Here is a 16,969-nt window from a genome sequence, read left to right on the forward strand (position 1 = left end):
CCACTCAGAAATAAGCATTTTTTATTCCTCCCCGTCACTCCCATTCATATAACATGATTCTTTTCTGTTTCTTCATGGACTTTCCGAGACTACACAACTGATATTATAATGCGTCAAAACGAATAATACAATCAAGAAAATGATTCCATGAACAAGAATCGTTCCTCATTAAAATACGGCAGGATTTTTGATATTGATATCCTACCGTTTCTTCACTAATTATAAATAATTTCCTTGTTCACAGTCTCCCTTGCACAAGCCCTTATGTTATTTAAGTGTTGTACCCATTCTAAGGCGTTTTCTTCCTTTAGGCGTTCCGTTATGCCCTGTGCCTGTTTCATGCTCTCTATGAGCCTTTCAAAGCGTTCCTGCGCCTGCCTGTCGATGTCGGCAAGGTATGTATTCAGTCTGCCGCTTGTGAGAAGATTGGTGTATGTAACCTTGCGGTACTGCTTCAAATAGTCCAGATGCCGCTGTCCCCATGTGCCTATCGGCTGTTCTTCTTCGGCGGGTACAGTTAAGCACGGTATTAAATAATCTCCTTGCCGTTCGTATTTGCCGCCCAGTTCCTCAAAAATCGTCTTTGCCATTGTCTGTTACCTCCACTTTCTTTTTTATTTTGAATGTCCGCAAAATCCGTCCTACATCGCGGGGGCGCCAGGGGCAATCCAGGTCGTGTAATGCGATAAGCCTGTCCTGTACGTTGGTTCCGGCACCCATCTTCTGAGTAGAACCAATTAAGACACGCACCTGTCCGGAGTGGACTTTTGCGAACAGCTCTTTCTTTTGTATGTCCGTTTTTGCACTATGTATAAAAGCAACCTGTTCCGGGGCCATGCCGCCATTGATTAACTTCTTACGGATATCGTCATAGATGTTCGTAAACGGAGCATCTTCCGAACCGCCTGCTGGCTTTCCAGATGGTGTCGCAATGTCACAGAACACGAGCTGCGTTAATCTTTCAGAATCACCTTCTTTCCATATCTTTAAAATATTTTCAACGCATTTATTCACTTTCGTTTCCGGCTCGTCCGGCAGCATGGGGTTAATAATTCTTTGGTCAAGCCCCAGCTTCCGCCCGTCTGATGTGATGCGAAGCATGTTATCAATGTGCGGGTCGATTCCGCCGTGGACTTTCTCTGCGCGTTTGGACAGTTCCTTTACCATAGCCTGCTGAAACTCCGTTGGCTCTGATACGATATTATGGCATTCCACTTCCGGCGTGGGCAGGTTAAGCTGGTCTGCGGTCTTGATGTCCGCAATTTCTTTGAACATATTCATTAGTTCCGGCAGGTTGAAGAACTTGGCAAAACGTGTACGCGCCCTGTATCCAGTGCCTTCCGGAGCCAATTCACTACCCCCAGTATTATAGATACATAAATGGATTTTTAATTGATTTCTCCAACAAATTTGTAGAAAATCCTGATATTCTGGACTTTCTCATCGTTGATAGTCTGAGGTTCCGATACCTCAATCTTTTCGATCAGGCGATTTACAATCTCTGTAGTCAGTTCCTTAATCTCGGCACACTCTGCCATCTCATCGGCAAGGCGTTCCGCTTTATCCGCACTGTCCTCCAGATTTTCAGCCATCGCTTTTAACTTTTCGATTTGCTCTGTATAGTCTTTCTTTTCCTGCTCAAAGTGGGCAGACAGCAACCGGAATTGCTGCTCTGATATTATCTGCTTTGACCAGTCCCCATACAGCTTGATGAATTGTTTATCAGATTCTTTTAACTTTTTCTCTAAGACAGCCACTTTATTGTCAATATTTGCCTTGCTGTTTGCAGATGATATGTCCATCTGACCAAGCACTTTCCGCATAAATTTCTCTCGATCCTTTATGACCTTCCCTGCATGGAACTGGATATCAGAAAGTACCAGTTCTTCCAAATCCCCGGCGCTGATGCGGTGCTTACTGCAGAACTTCGCTCCCCTTGCACGGTAAATCCGGCACAGGTAATACGTCTTTTCAAGCAAAGGTCTGTCCGGGTTCCTTCCGTCCGTATGGATTGTCAGATTATTGCCACAATCGGCACATTTTAAAATTCCCCGGAACTTATTATCATAACCAGAAGTACAAGGCTTTACTTTTGTATGCCTGTCAAGAATTTCCTGAACGGTATTCCATGTATGCTCGTCTACTAGGGCTTCATGGTCGCTGGGTATAGTTACACGTTCCTTAATCGGGATATAACCTCTTGACTGCTGTTTAAAATGCTTCCTGTCATACCTCTGTACCCAAAAATAACCTTTATACAGAGGATTCCGGAGTATACGGATGATCGTAGACTGTTTCCAATTATAAATATCATCCTCAGTGATCAAAAACTTCCCGAAAACTTCCTGATTGTAATAAGCTGGCTTCGGAATTTTTTCTTCATAAAGAATTTTCCCGATCTTATTGTTTCCGTAACCTTCCAACGCAAGCTGGAAAATATAGCGAACAGTCGGCGCTGTCTCTTCATCCGCAATCAGATGATTTTTGTCTGCCGGGTCTTTTTTATAACCAAACGGTGCATACGCCCCCATAAATTTCCCCTGACTGGCTCGGATATACCTTCCCGTCTTTACCTTTTTAGAAATATCCCTCGAATAAAATTCGTTCAGGATATTCTTGAACGGAGTAATGTCCATCTCACCGCTGTTTGCGGAATCTACGCCGTCATTGACAGCGATATAGCGGACATGGTGGTTCGGGAAAAATACCTCGATATACGCCCCGCTCTCCAGATAATTCCTGCCGAGCCTTGATAAATCTTTGGTTATGACGCAATCCACATGCCCCGCTTCGATATCCGCAATTATCTGTTGAAAAGATGGCCGGTTAAAATTCGTACCAGAGTACCCATCGTCTACGTAGAACTTGTAGCTGTGGATTCCCATTTCTTCCGCTTTCCGTTTAAGGATTGCTTTCTGGCTCCCGATACTCATGCTCTCCCCGACGTTTCCATCATCTGACGAACAGACGAATAGACGTAGAGGAAAACGCCGAGAAAAACAGGGAAAATGCCCGATTATCTGTCAAAACTCCGACAAAAAATGTAGAAAAGATGGCCTACTTTGGCACACACTACGAAAAAACCGAATATCGAAACCACAAGCCGCGCAGTAACTGACGAACACTCAGCTACTGCGCGGCTTTTTTGTTATACATCGCTTTGCCCCGGTAACGCAGATTGCCGGGGCATTTTCATTTAGACAGGAGGCTTTGAAAATGCCGGAAACTTTGAATCTTAATTACTACTACGGAAATGAAGCCGACCAGTACAGCTTCTACCGTATCCCAAAAATACTTTTGACCGACCGCCGCTACAAGGGCATATCGCTGGAAGCAAAAGTGCTGTACGGTCTGCTGCTTGACCGCATGGGTCTGTCTGCCCGCAACGGCTGGCTGGATGATAACGGGCGCGTGTTCCTCTACTTCACCCAGGAGGAAGCCATGACGATGCTGGACTGCGGCAAGGACAAGGCGACAAAGCTGTTCCGCGAATTGGAGGGCATCGGCCTTATGGAACGGAAAAAGCAGGGCCAGGGACACCCCGCCCGGATTTACGTTAAAAACTTCATCCTGGAGCTGGAACCCTCCGCGCCGGTTCAGACTGCGGAAAACCAGCAGTCAAGACCGCTTGACAGTGCCGCAGTCAAGACTGCTGAAAAACCGCAGTCTGCACCCCTGAAAACCAGCGGTCAAGAGTGCGGGATTTCCGCCCCTAATAATACTGATATAAATAAAACTGAAAAAAGTGATACTGATCCATCCATCCCACCCCCTACCCCCTCGGCATTTTCTTTCCCTGCTGGTAAACGCGCTCCGCGCAGGATGGGATTGGATGAGATGGAAAGCTACCGCGAGTTAATTTTAGAAAATATCGACTATGACATTCTTCTGGAACGGAACCCCTGGGACAAGGACTTGCTGGACGGCTACGTGGAACTGATGCTTGAAATCTGCTGCTCCACACGGGAATCTGTCCGTATCTGCGGGCAGGAAATACCCACCGAGGTTGTCAAAAGCCGGTTCCTGAAGCTGAACAGTGAACATATCGGCTATGTCATGGACAGCCTGAAAAGCAACACTGCCAAGATCGGCAACATCAAGGCGTACACACTGGCGGCACTCTACAACGCCCCTGTCACGATGGGACAATATTACACATCCCTTGTCAGCCACGACATGGCGCATGGGCTGCTGAGCGGTTAAGCTGCCTAGCGCTTAAAAATATACCAATCAAACCAAAGGAGGACTTTTGCATGGAACATGAAATCAACATTCTGGTAGTGGAACCGGGCAAAGCGCCCAGACCGGCACGGGTGGACTACTCGCTGGAAACTTTTTCGCAGCTTGTCGGCGGCGAATTGGCGATGGGCTGTTTCCTGCCCCAGCGGGTCATGCTGCTTTACAACGAGGACGCCAACCGTCAGGGACTGCCGCCCAACCGCTGCAATCCCTTTGTGAACGAGTGCATCAGCGGTACATTCCTGCTGTGCGGGCTTTCTGACGTGGAGGGCTTCTGCTCCCTTTCCCCTGCCCAGCAAGCCGAGTTTCAGCGGCTTTTCGCCAGCCCTGGCGAGTTTATGATGCTGGGGGCAGACCACATCTGCACTTCTCCTGCCAAGTTTGCCGAAACCACCGGCAGGCTTTGGGGCAGCATGGCAAGCGGCGAATCCGTGGTGCTGACCAAGTGGGGCGGAAAGGAGGCCGACGCATGAAGTACCTGCTCCGCCGCCTGCTGGTTCCGCCTTAACGCACACCAGCTTAGTCCCAGCCTGCAAAGAGAGGAGGTTTTACCATGCAGGATGAAGTACGCGACAAATCGGTGGCACTCACCATCAAGGTCGGCAAGACAGGCGGCAGGCTGACCGCCGGCCTGCTGAAATGGGCCATTCGGAAATATCTGGCGCAGGCCCAGAACCCCAAAATCCACCACGGCAAGCAGACCGTGAAGCAACTTGTAAGCCAGGGCGCAGGCGTGCAGAACATTGAGATCACCGACAAGAACATCAAGTCCTTTGAGCGTGTGGCGCGGAAATACGGGGTAGACTTTGCACTGAAAAAAGACCCGGCGCAGGGCAAATACCTTGTCTTTTTCAAGGCACGGGACGCGGACGCGCTGAACGCCGCCTTTGCCGAATATGCTGGGAAAAGCCTGAACCGCTCCACGCAGAAAAAGCCGTCACTGATAGGCCAACTTTCGCACTTCAAGGAGATTGCAAAGAACCTGACGCGGGATACCGCCAAAAACCGGGAGAAAGGGGGCGTTGAACTGTGAAACTGGATGTAAAGAAAATCCTGCTCCCTAACCTGCCTTATGTGTTCATTTTCTGGTTTTTCAACCGTGTAGCAGAGGGCTACCGGCTGGCAGAGGGTGCGGATATGGTGACAAAGGCGATGGGCGCAGTATCCGGCCTGGGTACGCTGATTTCCCAAAACCCGTTGCCCAGCTTCTACCCCCGCGACCTGCTGATCGGCGCTGCCGGTGCGGTCATTATCCGCGCTGTGGTGTATTTCAAAGCGAAAAATGCAAAGAAATACCGCCACGGAGTTGAGTACGGTTCGGCGCGTTGGGGAAATTCCGACGATATTAAGCCTTTCATCAATCCCCAATTCGACCAGAACATTCTCCTGACGCAGACGGAGCGTGTCATGGTGGGGCGCAACAAAATCCCCAAGTACAATATCAACAAAAACGTGCTGGTAATCGGCGGTTCCGGCTCCGGCAAGACCCGCTTCCACATCAAGCCCAACCTCATGCAGATGAACGCAAGCTATATCGTGACTGACCCAAACGGATAACTACAATAAGGGTTGAGAGAAGTAGGTATTCTCAAAAAAGGAGGTTACACACTATGAAGAAACAGACAGAGAAAGACAAACTCACAGCCCTTTACGAAAGACTCTCCCATGACGACGAGCGAGCCGGGGAAAGCGTATCTATCGAGAATCAAAAGCGGATTTTAGAGGACTACGCAAGGAAAAACGGGTTTACCAATATCCGGCATTTTACAGATGACGGAATCCGGGGAACTACGTTCAAGCGTCCGGGGCTTGACGCTATGTTGGATGAAATCCGGGCGGGGAACGTGGCAACGGTTATCATCAAAGACCAGAGTCGAATCGGGCGTGATGTGGTTGAAGTAGGGCTTTTGAAGCGCACCTTTGACGAGTGCCATGTGCGTTTTATCGCCGCCAATGACAATCTTGACACCGCAAACGGCTTTGATATTATGTCTATCTTCCGTGACGTGATAAATGAGTGGTACGTTGCCGACACCAGCCGCAAAATTAAGACTGTTTTCAAGTCAAGAATGGAAAAGGGCTTGCGCTGTTCCGGGAGCGTCTGCTACGGCTACCGCGCTTCCAAAGAGGAAAAAGGCGAATGGATAATTGACGAGGAAGCCGCCGCCGTTGTGCGCCGTATCTTCCAGAGCGTCCTTGCCGGGGAAACCATAGCCAGCATAGCAAAAACACTCCGCGCCGAGAAAATCCCTATCCCGTCCGAGCATTGGAAGCGGACAGGCGAGCCAGTCCGGGCGGCAAAGTACGCCGACCCCTACGCATGGTCAGCTACCACTATCGGCTACATACTGAAACGCCCGGAATACACAGGGTGCAAGGTGTTAGGGAAAACCGTATGCGAGAATTACAAGACCAAAAGCACCCGAAAGACCGCGCCGGAGGAACAGCACGTTTTTGAGGGCGCAATCCCCGCCATTGTGGACGAGGAAACGTGGCAGACTGTACAGAAGATACGGGAAACCGTGCGCCGCGCCCCGAAACGGCAGAACGCCCCTAACCGCTTGACCGGGCTTCTCTACTGCGCCGACTGCGGCTCAAAGTTGACACACCGCTACAACCTTGTGCAAGGGAAATGGATAGAGGACGCTTTTGTCTGCTCCGGCTACCGCCAGCTTACCCATGACTGCACCATGCACTATATCCCCACAGCGAAGATTGAAGCCGCCATTCTTGCCGTTATCCAGCGCGTGAGCTGGTATGTGCGGCACAACGAAAAGGAGTTTACAGAGCGCGTCCGGGAAGCGTCCGACCAGAACCAAGAAAAGACCGTCAAAGAGTGCAAGCAGAAAATCAATAAGGCACAGAAGCGGCACAAAGAACTTGACGGGCTTGTGAAAAAGCTGTATGAGGGCAACGCCACGGGCAAGATACCCGACAAGCACTTTACCCGGCTTCTTGCCGAATATGACGAGGAACAGACCGGGCTGGAAACGTCCATAGCTGAATGGCAAAGGCAGATTGAGAGCTGGAACGCCGACAGGCTGAAAACAGACCAGTTTATCCAGCTTGTAAAACGCTATACTGATTTCTCTGAATTGACAACGCCCATGCTCAACGAGTTTATCGAGAAAGTGATTGTGCATGAGGGTGAGGGGCGGGGGAATGACCGCCGCCAGCGGATAGACATTTATCTGAACTTCATCGGGGCTTTTGAAGTGCCGGAATATATCGTCACCCCGGCAGAGGTAGAGGAACAACGCCGCCAGCGTGAGGAACAGGCAGCAAAGGAAGCCCGGTCAAAGGAGCTTGCAAAGGCGCGTTATGAGAAGCGCAAGGCAGAGAAACGGGAATTTACCGCAAGGAAGAAAGCGGGGCTTCTCACCCCGGAGGAACTGGAAGAGGAGGAAAAGCGGCTTGCACACAACCGGGAGTGGCAAAAGGAATGGCGGGAGAAACGAAAAGCCAGCGAGCCGGAGAAGCCGCCCAAGCAGAAATCCATAAAGGAGCTTATGGCGGTTGAAAAGACCGGGGCAGACCTCATGCCGGAGGAAACGGAACGGCTTGCGGCATACCGCCGTAAGAAAGCCGACCAGCAGAGGGCAAGGCGGGAGGGAAAGAAAAGCGACCAGCCGAAAAGAAAAGTCAGTTAGTGGGGGCAGCTCCACTCCGGGAGGAACAAAAGGAGCATTGTGGAAATGTGCATAACAGGCTATGGAATCATGGATAACCCTGTTCACAGCACATGGAAAAGCTAAAGTGCAGCTTTACCACGTCCTGCAAACAGAGTTACCCACAATTCCAAAAGACAGCCAGTTATACACATTACCACGAATGCCGACTACTACGGAATCCCACCCCTATCTTTTTATAAATTCTTAAATTTCTTTTAGGGTATTGCATTATCACCTACGAAGTGTTAATATAAATACATACCTACAAAATGTTAAGATAAAAAGGAGGACAATATGGCACAGCAAATTTCTGAATCCGAACTGGTACTAATGAAAATCATCTGGAAGAATGGAGGGGCGGCTTTATACTCCCTCATCATGGAGGAATTGGAAAAAGACAAAAACGAATGGAAGAACAACACCGTACTCACTCTGCTTTCCCGTCTGGGCGAAAAAAAGTTCTTGAAAGTCAAAAAAATCGGCAGGAAGAATGAGTATGTGGCTACGGTAACAGAAGCAGAATACCAGACCATGCAGACCCACAGCTTTCTTGATAAAGTCTACGGCGGGAATGTGAAAAACTTAGTATCAACCTTGTTGCGGCAGGATATTCTTTCGGCAGATGAATTGAAAGAGATTGAAACATTTTGGAGAAAAGAAAATGAATGAATTTATAAAAGTATTATTGTCGCTTTCTGTTTCCGGCGCACTGTTACTGCTTTTCATTTTGGGATTGAAGCCGCTGTATAAAAACAAGTTCAGCAAGCGTTGGCAGTATTATATCTGGATAGTTGTTGCTTTGCGGTTTCTGCTTCCCTTTACTCCCGATAATGCGGTTGTTGGAAGCCTGTTTGAAAAAATCGACACAGTAGCAATAACGAATGAAATTCCTACAAGCCCTAATATACCCGTTCCCGCAGATACGGGTAACAACGAAGCAGAGCCGATACAGACAAACCGGGAAATAAACGCCGCTGCCATGCGTGAGCCATTTAATAAATATGTCTGCCTGTTTTTTATCTGGTCAGCATTGGCACTGATTTTATTTGTTCGTAAGGTAACAGTTTATCAAGGATTTATCCAATACATCAAAGCAGGAAATAAAGAGGTATCGGATATAAAAATCTTGAATCTGCTATCTGATTGTGAAGAAAAACTGAATATAAAAACAAGGGTTGAATTATCCCGTAATTCTCTGATTGCTTCCCCCATGCTGATCGGTTTCTTTCGACCAAGAATCATTTTGCCTGTTGGCGAATTGGAAGATAAAGAGTTATCTTATATCTTTGTGCATGAGCTAATTCACTACAAGCAGAGGGATATGTTTTATAAATGGCTGATACAGATTGTTGTGTGCGTCCATTGGTTCAATCCTTTTGTGTATTTGCTGGAAAAGGAAGTGAATAAATCATGTGAATTGTCATGTGATGAAAAAGTTATATCTGTACTTGACGATACCGCAAGGCGTGAGTATGGAGATATACTAATTTCATTTTTGAAATCAAACAATCTCTACAAAAGTTCTTTAGCTTCCGTCACTTTGACAGAGGGAGCAGAACAGTTAAAAGAAAGGTTAGGTGCGATTATGAAATTTAGGAAAAAATCAAAAGTGATTATTGCCATTACTGCCATTTTTACGGTTGCTGTTTGCGTCTGCTTTTTTGTGACTGGTGCATACGCCGCCCCTTCTGTTGCTAATGATAAGAAAACGTGGAGGGACAGCGAAATATTGAATGAAGTTTTAACAGATAATGGAGTGTATTATATCTTTTGTGAAGGTGCGGACGAAGAAGATAGACCACAGGCATCTGTATCAGTTGGAAGCATCAAGTTTGTTGTGGTGCGAAAAGATAGCTGGACATCTATTGGACCGTTTGACAATAAGGAAACACTTCTTGAAGATGTCACAGAACAGTGTAAATATATGAAAAATCTTACAGAAAAAGAAAAGGGATTGGTTATAGAAACTGCGGCATCAATATCAGAGAAGAAAAACAACGGAACAGATACATATATTTATGATGAAAATTTAGGGTTTGGTTGGTATCTGGATAATGAAAATTTGGATAATACGGATTTTGAAAATAATGAATCATACAAATACACTTATACACAAAAAGGATATTACTGCAATTCCTATATTATTGAAATGGGTTGGAACGTATATGCAAAAGCCCAGCAATACTATGGAGTAACAGAAATTGTCATGAAAGACAACTCGAAAATGACGGTGTATTTTTCTGATACTGCAAAAGATTATATAAATGACAGCGAAGCTGTTTCGGCAATAGAAGAATTGATTTATTCTTTGAAAAGTGCAAATATTAGTCCGACAATAGAAATGCCTTTAATTATGAGTATAACGCCTGTTGCAACTGATGATATACCAGCATTGACAGAAAAATATTTTCAAAATGAGGACTTGATTAGATTTTCTGCACTCTTTTCAGTATTAGATGAAGTAACCCAAAAAGATTACTACAAGAAAGTATATGACGCTGATAAAATTGCGCTCTTTTCAACTATTGTACAGAACATGGACGCAGATTTAATTTTACAGTATATAGATAAATCGGAACAGGATAATAAATCAAATTTCTTTGCCGTACTTTCAGATTATATGCAATCAAGTGATTTGAAAAAATATGCCGAGAAATACTATGAAGCTAATAATATTGCCCGGTTTACAATTCTGCTTGATTGCATGACAAAGGAAGAAAAACAGGAATGGCTGAAACGGGCGCGAACAGATAAGAAAACTAATTTTGTTGTAGTCTTATCTGATGAATTGCTTGATTAAATTGTTATGGTTTAACAAGGGGCAGCCGACTAAAACAAAGCTGCCTCTTGCAAAATAAATGAACTTATCAATATTGTTTCCCATGTGGGAGAAAGGGGGAATTTTCTATGGACTGCACAGAAGCATACAGGGAACATATCATGTATTCTTTCAATGGTTTCTGCAAAGTCGTCATACGCTATGCCGCTATCAATGCATGGCGTGACAGGAACAGGCGGCGGCAAAGAGAAATATCCTTTGAATACCTCACAGAAGAAAAGTTTTACCCTCTAAGCACATCAGACGAATTTCTCAAATCACCCTACGAACAATACCCCGTTACAATCTGCGGTCAGACAATCATACTCACCAACGGCGAGCTTGCTGCAGCCCTGTTATCCCTGCCGGAGAAAAAGAGAGAAATCATCTATCTTTACTTTTTTGGGAATTATACACAACAGGAAATCGCGGATTTATACGGACAATGCAAGAGTACAGCATGGCATTATATCCACAGTGCCTTACAGATGTTGCAGGAGGAAATGGAGGTGCTTTTGCATGGGGAATCCTAAACTTATACCGTATGAAACCATTGTCCGGGCGACCAGCGGCGCCCCGGAAGCCGTGGAGGAAGTCTTGCGGCATTACAGCAGGCGAATCCGGCTTGCCGCCCTTGAGAATGGATATGTCAATACAGATACCGAGGACAGCATAAAGCAACGGCTTATTACTGCCCTGTTCCAGTTCCGTTTTGACTGAAAAAGAGCCGGACAAGCACAGACAGCCTACATAATTGTATTGGGAAATCACAACAGGATAACCGCCGCTATTGGCGAAGATACGAAACAGGAAATCGGGGAATAAGGTTTCCTGTTTTTTTACGCCTATTTTGCTTATCTCCGGATTTACAGTGGGAGAAAATACCGCCGCAAAGTTGGCGCAATCCATGCCACGCAAGCCGGGGAAAACGGTAGAAGCCAGCACAGCGGAATCCGTCACTTTCTAAGAGCAAGATTCTACCACAGTACCAAATTTCGCCTACCGGCTCAATTTGTCCTGTGGGAATCTTGTTGGGGTTGCCACCCCAAGCCCGCCTTTTTGCGGCTTGCGCCGCTTGAAAAAATCCACCCACGAAAGGAGGTTCACAGCCATGAGAAAATACAACACGCCCCACCGCCGCCGGGTAATCAAGACACGCTTGACCGAGGAAGAATACGCCGAGTTTTCCGAGCGTGTTTCCCTCTGCAAAATGAGCCAGTCTGAATATATCCGGCAAGCACTTATCAAGTCAAGCATACGCCCGGTTATCACTGTTTCCCCGGTCAATGATGAATTACTGTCTGCTGTTGGGAAACTCACCGCCGAATACGGAAAAATCGGCGGAAACTTGAATCAGATTGCCCGCTGTCTGAACGAGTACGGCACACCTTATAACGCCCTCTCAAAAGAGGTACGAGCTGCCACAACGGAGCTTACCGCCTTGAAGTTTGAAGTCTTGCAGAAAGTAGGTGAAGCCGTTGGCAACGTTCAAACATATCAGCTCTAAAAATGCCGACTATGGAGCTGCCGAGCAGTACCTAACCTTTGAGCATGACGAGTTTACCATGAAGCCCACTCTTGATAAAGACGGGCAGATAATACCGAGGACGGGCTATCTCATTTCCTCTCTGAATTGCGGCGGGGAAGATTTCGCCATAGCGTGTATGCGCTCCAATCTGAAATACGGCAAGAACCAAAGAAAAGAGGACGTAAAGAGCCACCATTACATTATCAGTTTTGACCCCCGTGACGCTGCCGACAATGGGCTATCCGTAGACCGGGCGCAACAGTTAGGCGAGCAGTTCTGTAAAGAGCATTTCCCCGGACACCAAGCCCTTGTATGCACCCACCCGGACGGGCATAACCACAGCGGCAACATTCATGTGCATATCGTAATCAATTCCCTACGGATTGAGGAAGTGCCGTTACTGCCCTACATGGAAAGACCAGCGGACACAAGGGAGGGCTGCAAGCACCGCTGCACGGACGTAGCTATGGAGTATTTCAAAGCGGAAGTCATGGAGATGTGCCACCGGGAAAACCTCTATCAGATTGATTTACTCAATGGCAGTAAGAACCGTATTACCGAGCGTGAATATTGGGCGAAGCGGAAAGGACAAGCCGCACTGGATAAAGAAAATGCTTCCCTTGCCGCCACAGGAGAGCCGCCTAAACCGACCAAATTTGAAACCGACAAGGAGAAGCTGCGGCGCACGATCCGCACCGCCCTGTCCTCTGCCCTCTCTTTTGAGGATTTCTCCGGGAAGCTGCTACAACAGGGCGTGACCGTCAAGGAGAGCCGGGGGAGGTTGAGCTATCTCACGCCGGACAGGACGAAGCCAATCACCGCCCGGAAGTTGGGTGATGATTTTGACCGTGCCGCCGTACTGGAAGCACTCACCATGAACGCACAGAACGCCGCCAGAGCCGCCGAAAAGCACCTACCCAAAGAGGAATACCCACGGAGCATAAAAGACCGCTTACAGCGCAATAAAGTTGCCATAAACGCCCCGAAGAATGACAGCGTACAACGCATGGTAGACCGGGAAGCGAAACGAGCCGAGGGCAAGGGCATAGGATATGACCGCTGGGCGGCTGTCCACAACTTAAAGCAAATGGCGGCGACCATGAGTATTTATGAGGAATCCGGCTTTTCTTCCCCGGAAGAACTGAAAGCCGCCCTTGCCGCCGCCAGTGCGGAGCTGAACAGCGTCCACGCCGAACTGAAAACCGTGGAAAGCACCTTGCATGAGAAAAAGGACTTGCAGAAACAGCTATTGGCATACATCAAGACCAAGCCCGCCCGTGACGGGCTGAAAGCACAGAAAACAGAGAAAGCCCGCAAAAACTACCGGGAGCAGCACGAAAGCGATTTTATGATAGCCGAAGCTGCCACCCGGTATTTTAAGGCAAAGGGCATTACCAAACTGCCAGCGTCCAAGACCTTACAAGCGGAGATTGAGCAGCTTATGAGGGAGAAGAACAGCCTTTACAACGAGTACCGGGAAAAGAGGGAAAAAACAAAGGAATTGCAGACCGTCAAGGGCAATATTGAGCAGATTTTAAGGCGAGAGCCGGGGCGCGGAAAGGGGCGGGATAATGAACGGTAAACGCCCTTACATGGACTACCGCCAGCACAGGGCGGCTTGTCGGCTTGTGCATGAGTGCTGCAACTATGACAACGGCAACTGTATTGCGCTGGATTATGGCGAGCCTTGTGTATGTGTGCAGAGTATCAGCTATTCGCTCTTATGTCGCTGGTTTATCTCTGCCGTGCTTCCCCTTGACTGGAAACTGGAAGCCGCCCTTTTGCACCGGGCAGAACTGAAACGCTGTACCGAGTGTGGCGGTCAGTTTCTCCCCAAATCGAACCGTGGGAAATACTGCCCAGAGTGTGCCGGACGCATGAAAAGAATCCGAGCCGCACAGCGCAAGCGGAAACAGAGGGGGAAATGTCACGCTTTAGGAAATGCAAGACCCCCGTAAATCAAGGCTTTCCGGCTACCGCTCAAAGGGTATGCGGTACTTTTATCCTTTGCACCCGGAAAAGCTGTTTTAAATGCGTAACAGAAAGCCACAGGAGGTAAAAAACATGACCGAATATATCACAGCCAACACCCCGATACCCCCATTTCTGCCCTACCCCCGTTTCATGCTGAAAATGGACGTGTCACAGACCGCGAAGCTGCTCTATGCGCTGCTCCTTGACCGCTCCACCCTCTCACAGAAGAACGGCTGGCAGGATAACGGGGGCAGGACATACATTGTCTACCCCATAGCGGAGATAGCGGAAATACTGGATAAAAGCACCATGACCATACAGAACGCCTTGAAAGAGCTGGACGCTGCCGGGCTTCTGGTACGGGAACGCCGGGGATTTTCCGCACCGAACCGCCTTTATGTGAAAGTGCCGGAAGCAGTAAAGGTTTCTTTGGATATGACACAAAGAAATCTTTACGTCAGTCCTAAAGAAAACTGTACAACTGAACCAAAGGAAACTTTAGATATGATACAAAGAAATCTTTACCCTAACCAACTAAATATAAACAAACTAAAAGAGAACCAAACAAAGGGAGCGAGTGGGGAGCTGCCGCCCACGCCCTATGGCAAATATCAGAATGTTTTCCTCTCTGAATCCGAATATGCGGAGCTGAAAGGGGAATACCCGGACAGCCTTGAACGGCTTATTGAGGAAATGAGCCGGTATATCGCCGCTTTCGGGAATGATTATGCCAACCATGCCGCCGCGCTTTACAGGTGGGCAGACAGGGAGAAAAAGGAGAACCCGAAAAAGGGAATCCCCGATTATTCCTACAAGGAGGGCGAGAGCCTTTGACAGCAGAGATATAACGCCCCGTAAACAGGGCGTGGAAAAGACCATGAACAAGGAGGACGATTTTATGAGCGATTACGACAACGCTATTTTCCGGCTTGCCACGGCACAGGAAGCAGAGCCGGAGGACTACACGGGCGAGGACGGGCTTTTATACTGCGGGAACTGCCGCCAGCCCAAAGAAGCCTACTTCACCGAGGGCAAGAGCCTTTTCGGACGTGACCGACACCCGAAAGAATGTGACTGCCAGCGTAAACGCCGGGAAAAGCAGGAAGCCGCCGACCGGGAACAGAAGCACCGGGAGGAAGTGGCGCGGCTGAAGCGAAAGGGCTTTACCAACCCGGCTATGCTGGAATGGACTTTTGAAAACGACAACGGCAAATGCCCCCAAATGGATAAGGCTTTATTTTATGCGGCGAACTGGGAGGAAATGAGAGCGGAAAATATCGGCTATCTGCTATGGGGCAAGGTAGGCACAGGCAAGAGTTATTTCGCCGGGTGTATCGCCAACGCCCTTATGGAGCGTGAGATTTCCGTGTGCATGACGAATTTTGCCCTTATCCTCAATGACCTTGCCGCCAGCTACAAGGGCAGGAACGAATACATAGACCGCCTTTGCCGCTTCCCCCTGCTTATCCTTGATGATTTTGGCATGGAGCGCGGCACGGAATACGGGCTTGAACAGGTTTACAACGTGGTTGACAGCCGATACCGAAGCCGGAAGCCGCTGATTGTCACAACGAATTTGACGCTGGAGGAATTGCAGCACCCGGAGGACACCGCCCATGCCCGGATTTATGACCGTCTGCTTGAAATGTGCTGCCCGGTATTCTTCACCGGGGAGAATATCAGAAAATCCACGGCACAGGGGAAAATGGAACGGTTAAAAGGACTGATGAACAGAAAGGAGAGCCTATGAACAATGACACCAGCAAGACCAGCCGCACCGCCGCCCCTCTGGACGCGAAGCCCGACCTTGTGAAGCGGATAGGGAATACCACCTTTGACATACATATCCATTTCAGCGAAACGAGCCGGGAAACCTTTACGGACAAGGTTGTGCGGCTTATTGAGAACGACAAGGACAGTGTAACCGATTGAAAAAAGATACATTTTTTCTTTTTCCCTATTGACTAATGCCGAAAGGAACAGTTGTTCTGGAATGTGGAAAGATGCTCCAGCGCGGCGGGTATGAGATAAAAATACTCAATACGATTGACTTCAAGCAGTCCATGAAGTACAACCCATTCCGCTATATCTACTGCGAGAACGACATTCTGAAGCTGGTCAACTGCATCATGGAGAACACCAAGGGCGAGGACAGCAAAGGCGGCGAGGACTTTTGGGCGAAAGCCGAAGCCCTCTACTACCAGGCGCTGATCGCCTATATTTGGTACGAAGCGCCGGAGGAAGAAAAGAACATGACCACCCTGCTGGAAATGCTCAATGCGTCCGAGGTTCGGGAAGATGACGAAAACTTCAAAAACGCCGTTGACCTGATGTTTGACGCACTGGAAAAACGCGACCCACAACATTTTGCGGTGCGCCAGTATAAAAAATACAAAATGGCCGCCGGCAAGACAGCAAAATCGATCCTGATTTCCTGCGGCGCAAGAATGGCTCCCTTTGACATCCGGGAGGTGCGGGAACTGATGGAGGGCGACGAACTGGAACTTGAAAAGATTGGCGACCGCAAGACGGCGCTGTTCTGTATCGTGTCCGACACGGATATGACATTCAATTTCATTTCTGCAATGGTTTATACGCAGATGTTCAACGTCCTGTGCGACAAGGCGCTGGAAAACGGCGGCGCACTGAAAACCCACGTTACCTGCCTGCTGGACGAGTTTGCCGTGCGCTCGTAAGCGGAACCCATTCGTTCCGCGCGGGCTTGTTTGTAATCTATCT

General features: G+C 48.2%; 15 protein-coding genes and 4 pseudogenes. 16 read left to right on the top strand and 3 right to left on the bottom strand.

What is annotated here, in order from left to right; all coding sequences use genetic code 11:
* Positions 1 to 215: 215 nt before the first annotated feature.
* The 3 genes and pseudogenes from E5329_RS24610 to E5329_RS24620 all read right to left on the bottom strand — a co-directional run.
* Positions 216 to 590: a TnpV protein gene (locus tag E5329_RS24610; RefSeq protein WP_135991918.1), complete on the bottom strand. Its 375-nt coding sequence runs from the start codon at positions 588 to 590 to the stop codon at positions 216 to 218.
* Positions 571 to 1,571 (bottom strand): annotated as a pseudogene (locus tag E5329_RS24615) (DUF4368 domain-containing protein); the annotation flags it as partial. The pseudogene E5329_RS24615 and the gene E5329_RS24610, both read right to left, overlap by 20 nt.
* Before the next feature lie 303 nt (positions 1,572 to 1,874).
* Positions 1,875 to 3,020: pseudogene (locus E5329_RS24620) on the bottom strand (recombinase family protein); the annotation flags it as partial.
* 196 nt (positions 3,021 to 3,216) lie between these two features.
* Here E5329_RS24620 and E5329_RS24625 point away from each other — a divergent pair.
* The 16 genes and pseudogenes from E5329_RS24625 to E5329_RS24700 form a co-directional block, all read left to right on the top strand.
* Positions 3,217 to 4,203, top strand: coding sequence for a DUF6017 domain-containing protein (locus E5329_RS24625; RefSeq protein WP_135991921.1), 987 nt, complete (start codon positions 3,217 to 3,219; stop codon positions 4,201 to 4,203).
* Between the two features lie 50 nt (positions 4,204 to 4,253).
* A complete protein-coding gene (locus E5329_RS24630; RefSeq protein WP_135991922.1) occupies positions 4,254 to 4,712 on the top strand; it encodes a DUF3846 domain-containing protein in 459 nt (152 codons plus the stop codon).
* A gap of 80 nt (positions 4,713 to 4,792) precedes the next feature.
* Entirely contained in the window at positions 4,793 to 5,272 is a 480-nt protein-coding gene (locus E5329_RS24635; protein WP_135991923.1) for a PcfB family protein, read from the top strand.
* Positions 5,269 to 5,793 (top strand): annotated as a pseudogene (locus E5329_RS24640) (type IV secretory system conjugative DNA transfer family protein); the annotation flags it as partial. The gene E5329_RS24635 and the pseudogene E5329_RS24640, both read left to right, overlap by 4 nt.
* Before the next feature lie 56 nt (positions 5,794 to 5,849).
* Positions 5,850 to 7,889: a recombinase family protein gene (locus E5329_RS24645; RefSeq protein ID WP_135991924.1), complete on the top strand. Its 2,040-nt coding sequence runs from the start codon at positions 5,850 to 5,852 to the stop codon at positions 7,887 to 7,889.
* A gap of 315 nt (positions 7,890 to 8,204) precedes the next feature.
* Positions 8,205 to 8,579: a BlaI/MecI/CopY family transcriptional regulator gene (locus E5329_RS24650; RefSeq protein ID WP_120427727.1), complete on the top strand. Its 375-nt coding sequence runs from the start codon at positions 8,205 to 8,207 to the stop codon at positions 8,577 to 8,579.
* A complete protein-coding gene (locus tag E5329_RS24655; RefSeq protein WP_120427726.1) occupies positions 8,572 to 10,710 on the top strand; it encodes a M56 family metallopeptidase in 2,139 nt (712 codons plus the stop codon). The genes E5329_RS24650 and E5329_RS24655 overlap by 8 nt, the downstream gene beginning before the upstream one ends.
* A gap of 107 nt (positions 10,711 to 10,817) precedes the next feature.
* The gene (locus E5329_RS24660; RefSeq protein WP_120409889.1) at positions 10,818 to 11,261 is read left to right on the top strand and encodes an RNA polymerase sigma factor; all 444 of its coding nucleotides are present in this window, start codon (positions 10,818 to 10,820) and stop codon (positions 11,259 to 11,261) included.
* Complete coding sequence (locus E5329_RS24665; protein WP_135991925.1) at positions 11,248 to 11,448, top strand: helix-turn-helix domain-containing protein; 201 nt, start codon at positions 11,248 to 11,250, stop codon at positions 11,446 to 11,448. Before E5329_RS24660 ends, E5329_RS24665 begins: the two co-directional genes overlap by 14 nt.
* Positions 11,449 to 11,839: 391 nt before the next feature.
* The gene (locus E5329_RS24670) at positions 11,840 to 12,235 is read left to right on the top strand and encodes a plasmid mobilization protein (RefSeq protein WP_135991926.1); all 396 of its coding nucleotides are present in this window, start codon (positions 11,840 to 11,842) and stop codon (positions 12,233 to 12,235) included.
* Positions 12,207 to 13,838 (top strand): relaxase/mobilization nuclease domain-containing protein, encoded by a 1,632-nt coding sequence (locus E5329_RS24675; RefSeq protein ID WP_135991927.1) that lies wholly within the window; start codon positions 12,207 to 12,209, stop codon positions 13,836 to 13,838. Before E5329_RS24670 ends, E5329_RS24675 begins: the two co-directional genes overlap by 29 nt.
* A complete protein-coding gene (locus E5329_RS24680; protein ID WP_135991928.1) occupies positions 13,828 to 14,214 on the top strand; it encodes a cysteine-rich VLP domain-containing protein in 387 nt (128 codons plus the stop codon). Before E5329_RS24675 ends, E5329_RS24680 begins: the two co-directional genes overlap by 11 nt.
* 73 nt (positions 14,215 to 14,287) lie before the next feature.
* Complete coding sequence (locus E5329_RS24685) at positions 14,288 to 15,064, top strand: replication initiator protein A (protein WP_135991929.1); 777 nt, start codon at positions 14,288 to 14,290, stop codon at positions 15,062 to 15,064.
* Between the two features lie 64 nt (positions 15,065 to 15,128).
* Positions 15,129 to 15,980, top strand: a complete 852-nt coding sequence (locus tag E5329_RS24690; RefSeq protein WP_135991930.1) for an ATP-binding protein — start codon at positions 15,129 to 15,131, stop codon at positions 15,978 to 15,980.
* Positions 15,977 to 16,162: a transposon-encoded TnpW family protein gene (locus tag E5329_RS24695; RefSeq protein WP_103241360.1), complete on the top strand. Its 186-nt coding sequence runs from the start codon at positions 15,977 to 15,979 to the stop codon at positions 16,160 to 16,162. The genes E5329_RS24690 and E5329_RS24695 overlap by 4 nt, the downstream gene beginning before the upstream one ends.
* Positions 16,163 to 16,200: 38 nt before the next feature.
* Positions 16,201 to 16,914 (top strand): annotated as a pseudogene (locus E5329_RS24700) (VirD4-like conjugal transfer protein, CD1115 family); the annotation flags it as partial.
* Positions 16,915 to 16,969 lie beyond the last annotated feature (55 nt).

Origin of the sequence: Petralouisia muris (genome assembly GCF_004793545.1) — a bacterium.
Lineage (GTDB): Bacteria > Bacillota > Clostridia > Lachnospirales > Lachnospiraceae > Petralouisia > Petralouisia muris.

Excerpts from the sequence above, each read along its gene's own strand:
- E5329_RS24610 (WP_135991918.1), bottom strand. The coding sequence starts at position 590 with ATGGCAAAGACGATTTTTGAGGAACTGGGCGGCAAATACGAACGGCAA.
- E5329_RS24625 (WP_135991921.1), top strand. The coding sequence starts at position 3,217 with ATGCCGGAAACTTTGAATCTTAATTACTACTACGGAAATGAAGCCGAC.
- E5329_RS24630 (WP_135991922.1), top strand. The coding sequence starts at position 4,254 with ATGGAACATGAAATCAACATTCTGGTAGTGGAACCGGGCAAAGCGCCC.
- E5329_RS24635 (WP_135991923.1), top strand. The coding sequence starts at position 4,793 with ATGCAGGATGAAGTACGCGACAAATCGGTGGCACTCACCATCAAGGTC.
- E5329_RS24645 (WP_135991924.1), top strand. The coding sequence starts at position 5,850 with ATGAAGAAACAGACAGAGAAAGACAAACTCACAGCCCTTTACGAAAGA.
- E5329_RS24650 (WP_120427727.1), top strand. The coding sequence starts at position 8,205 with ATGGCACAGCAAATTTCTGAATCCGAACTGGTACTAATGAAAATCATC.
- E5329_RS24655 (WP_120427726.1), top strand. The coding sequence starts at position 8,572 with ATGAATGAATTTATAAAAGTATTATTGTCGCTTTCTGTTTCCGGCGCA.
- E5329_RS24660 (WP_120409889.1), top strand. The coding sequence starts at position 10,818 with ATGGACTGCACAGAAGCATACAGGGAACATATCATGTATTCTTTCAAT.
- E5329_RS24665 (WP_135991925.1), top strand. The coding sequence starts at position 11,248 with ATGGGGAATCCTAAACTTATACCGTATGAAACCATTGTCCGGGCGACC.
- E5329_RS24670 (WP_135991926.1), top strand. The coding sequence starts at position 11,840 with ATGAGAAAATACAACACGCCCCACCGCCGCCGGGTAATCAAGACACGC.
- E5329_RS24680 (WP_135991928.1), top strand. The coding sequence starts at position 13,828 with ATGAACGGTAAACGCCCTTACATGGACTACCGCCAGCACAGGGCGGCT.
- E5329_RS24685 (WP_135991929.1), top strand. The coding sequence starts at position 14,288 with ATGCGTAACAGAAAGCCACAGGAGGTAAAAAACATGACCGAATATATC.
- E5329_RS24690 (WP_135991930.1), top strand. The coding sequence starts at position 15,129 with ATGAGCGATTACGACAACGCTATTTTCCGGCTTGCCACGGCACAGGAA.
- E5329_RS24695 (WP_103241360.1), top strand. The coding sequence starts at position 15,977 with ATGAACAATGACACCAGCAAGACCAGCCGCACCGCCGCCCCTCTGGAC.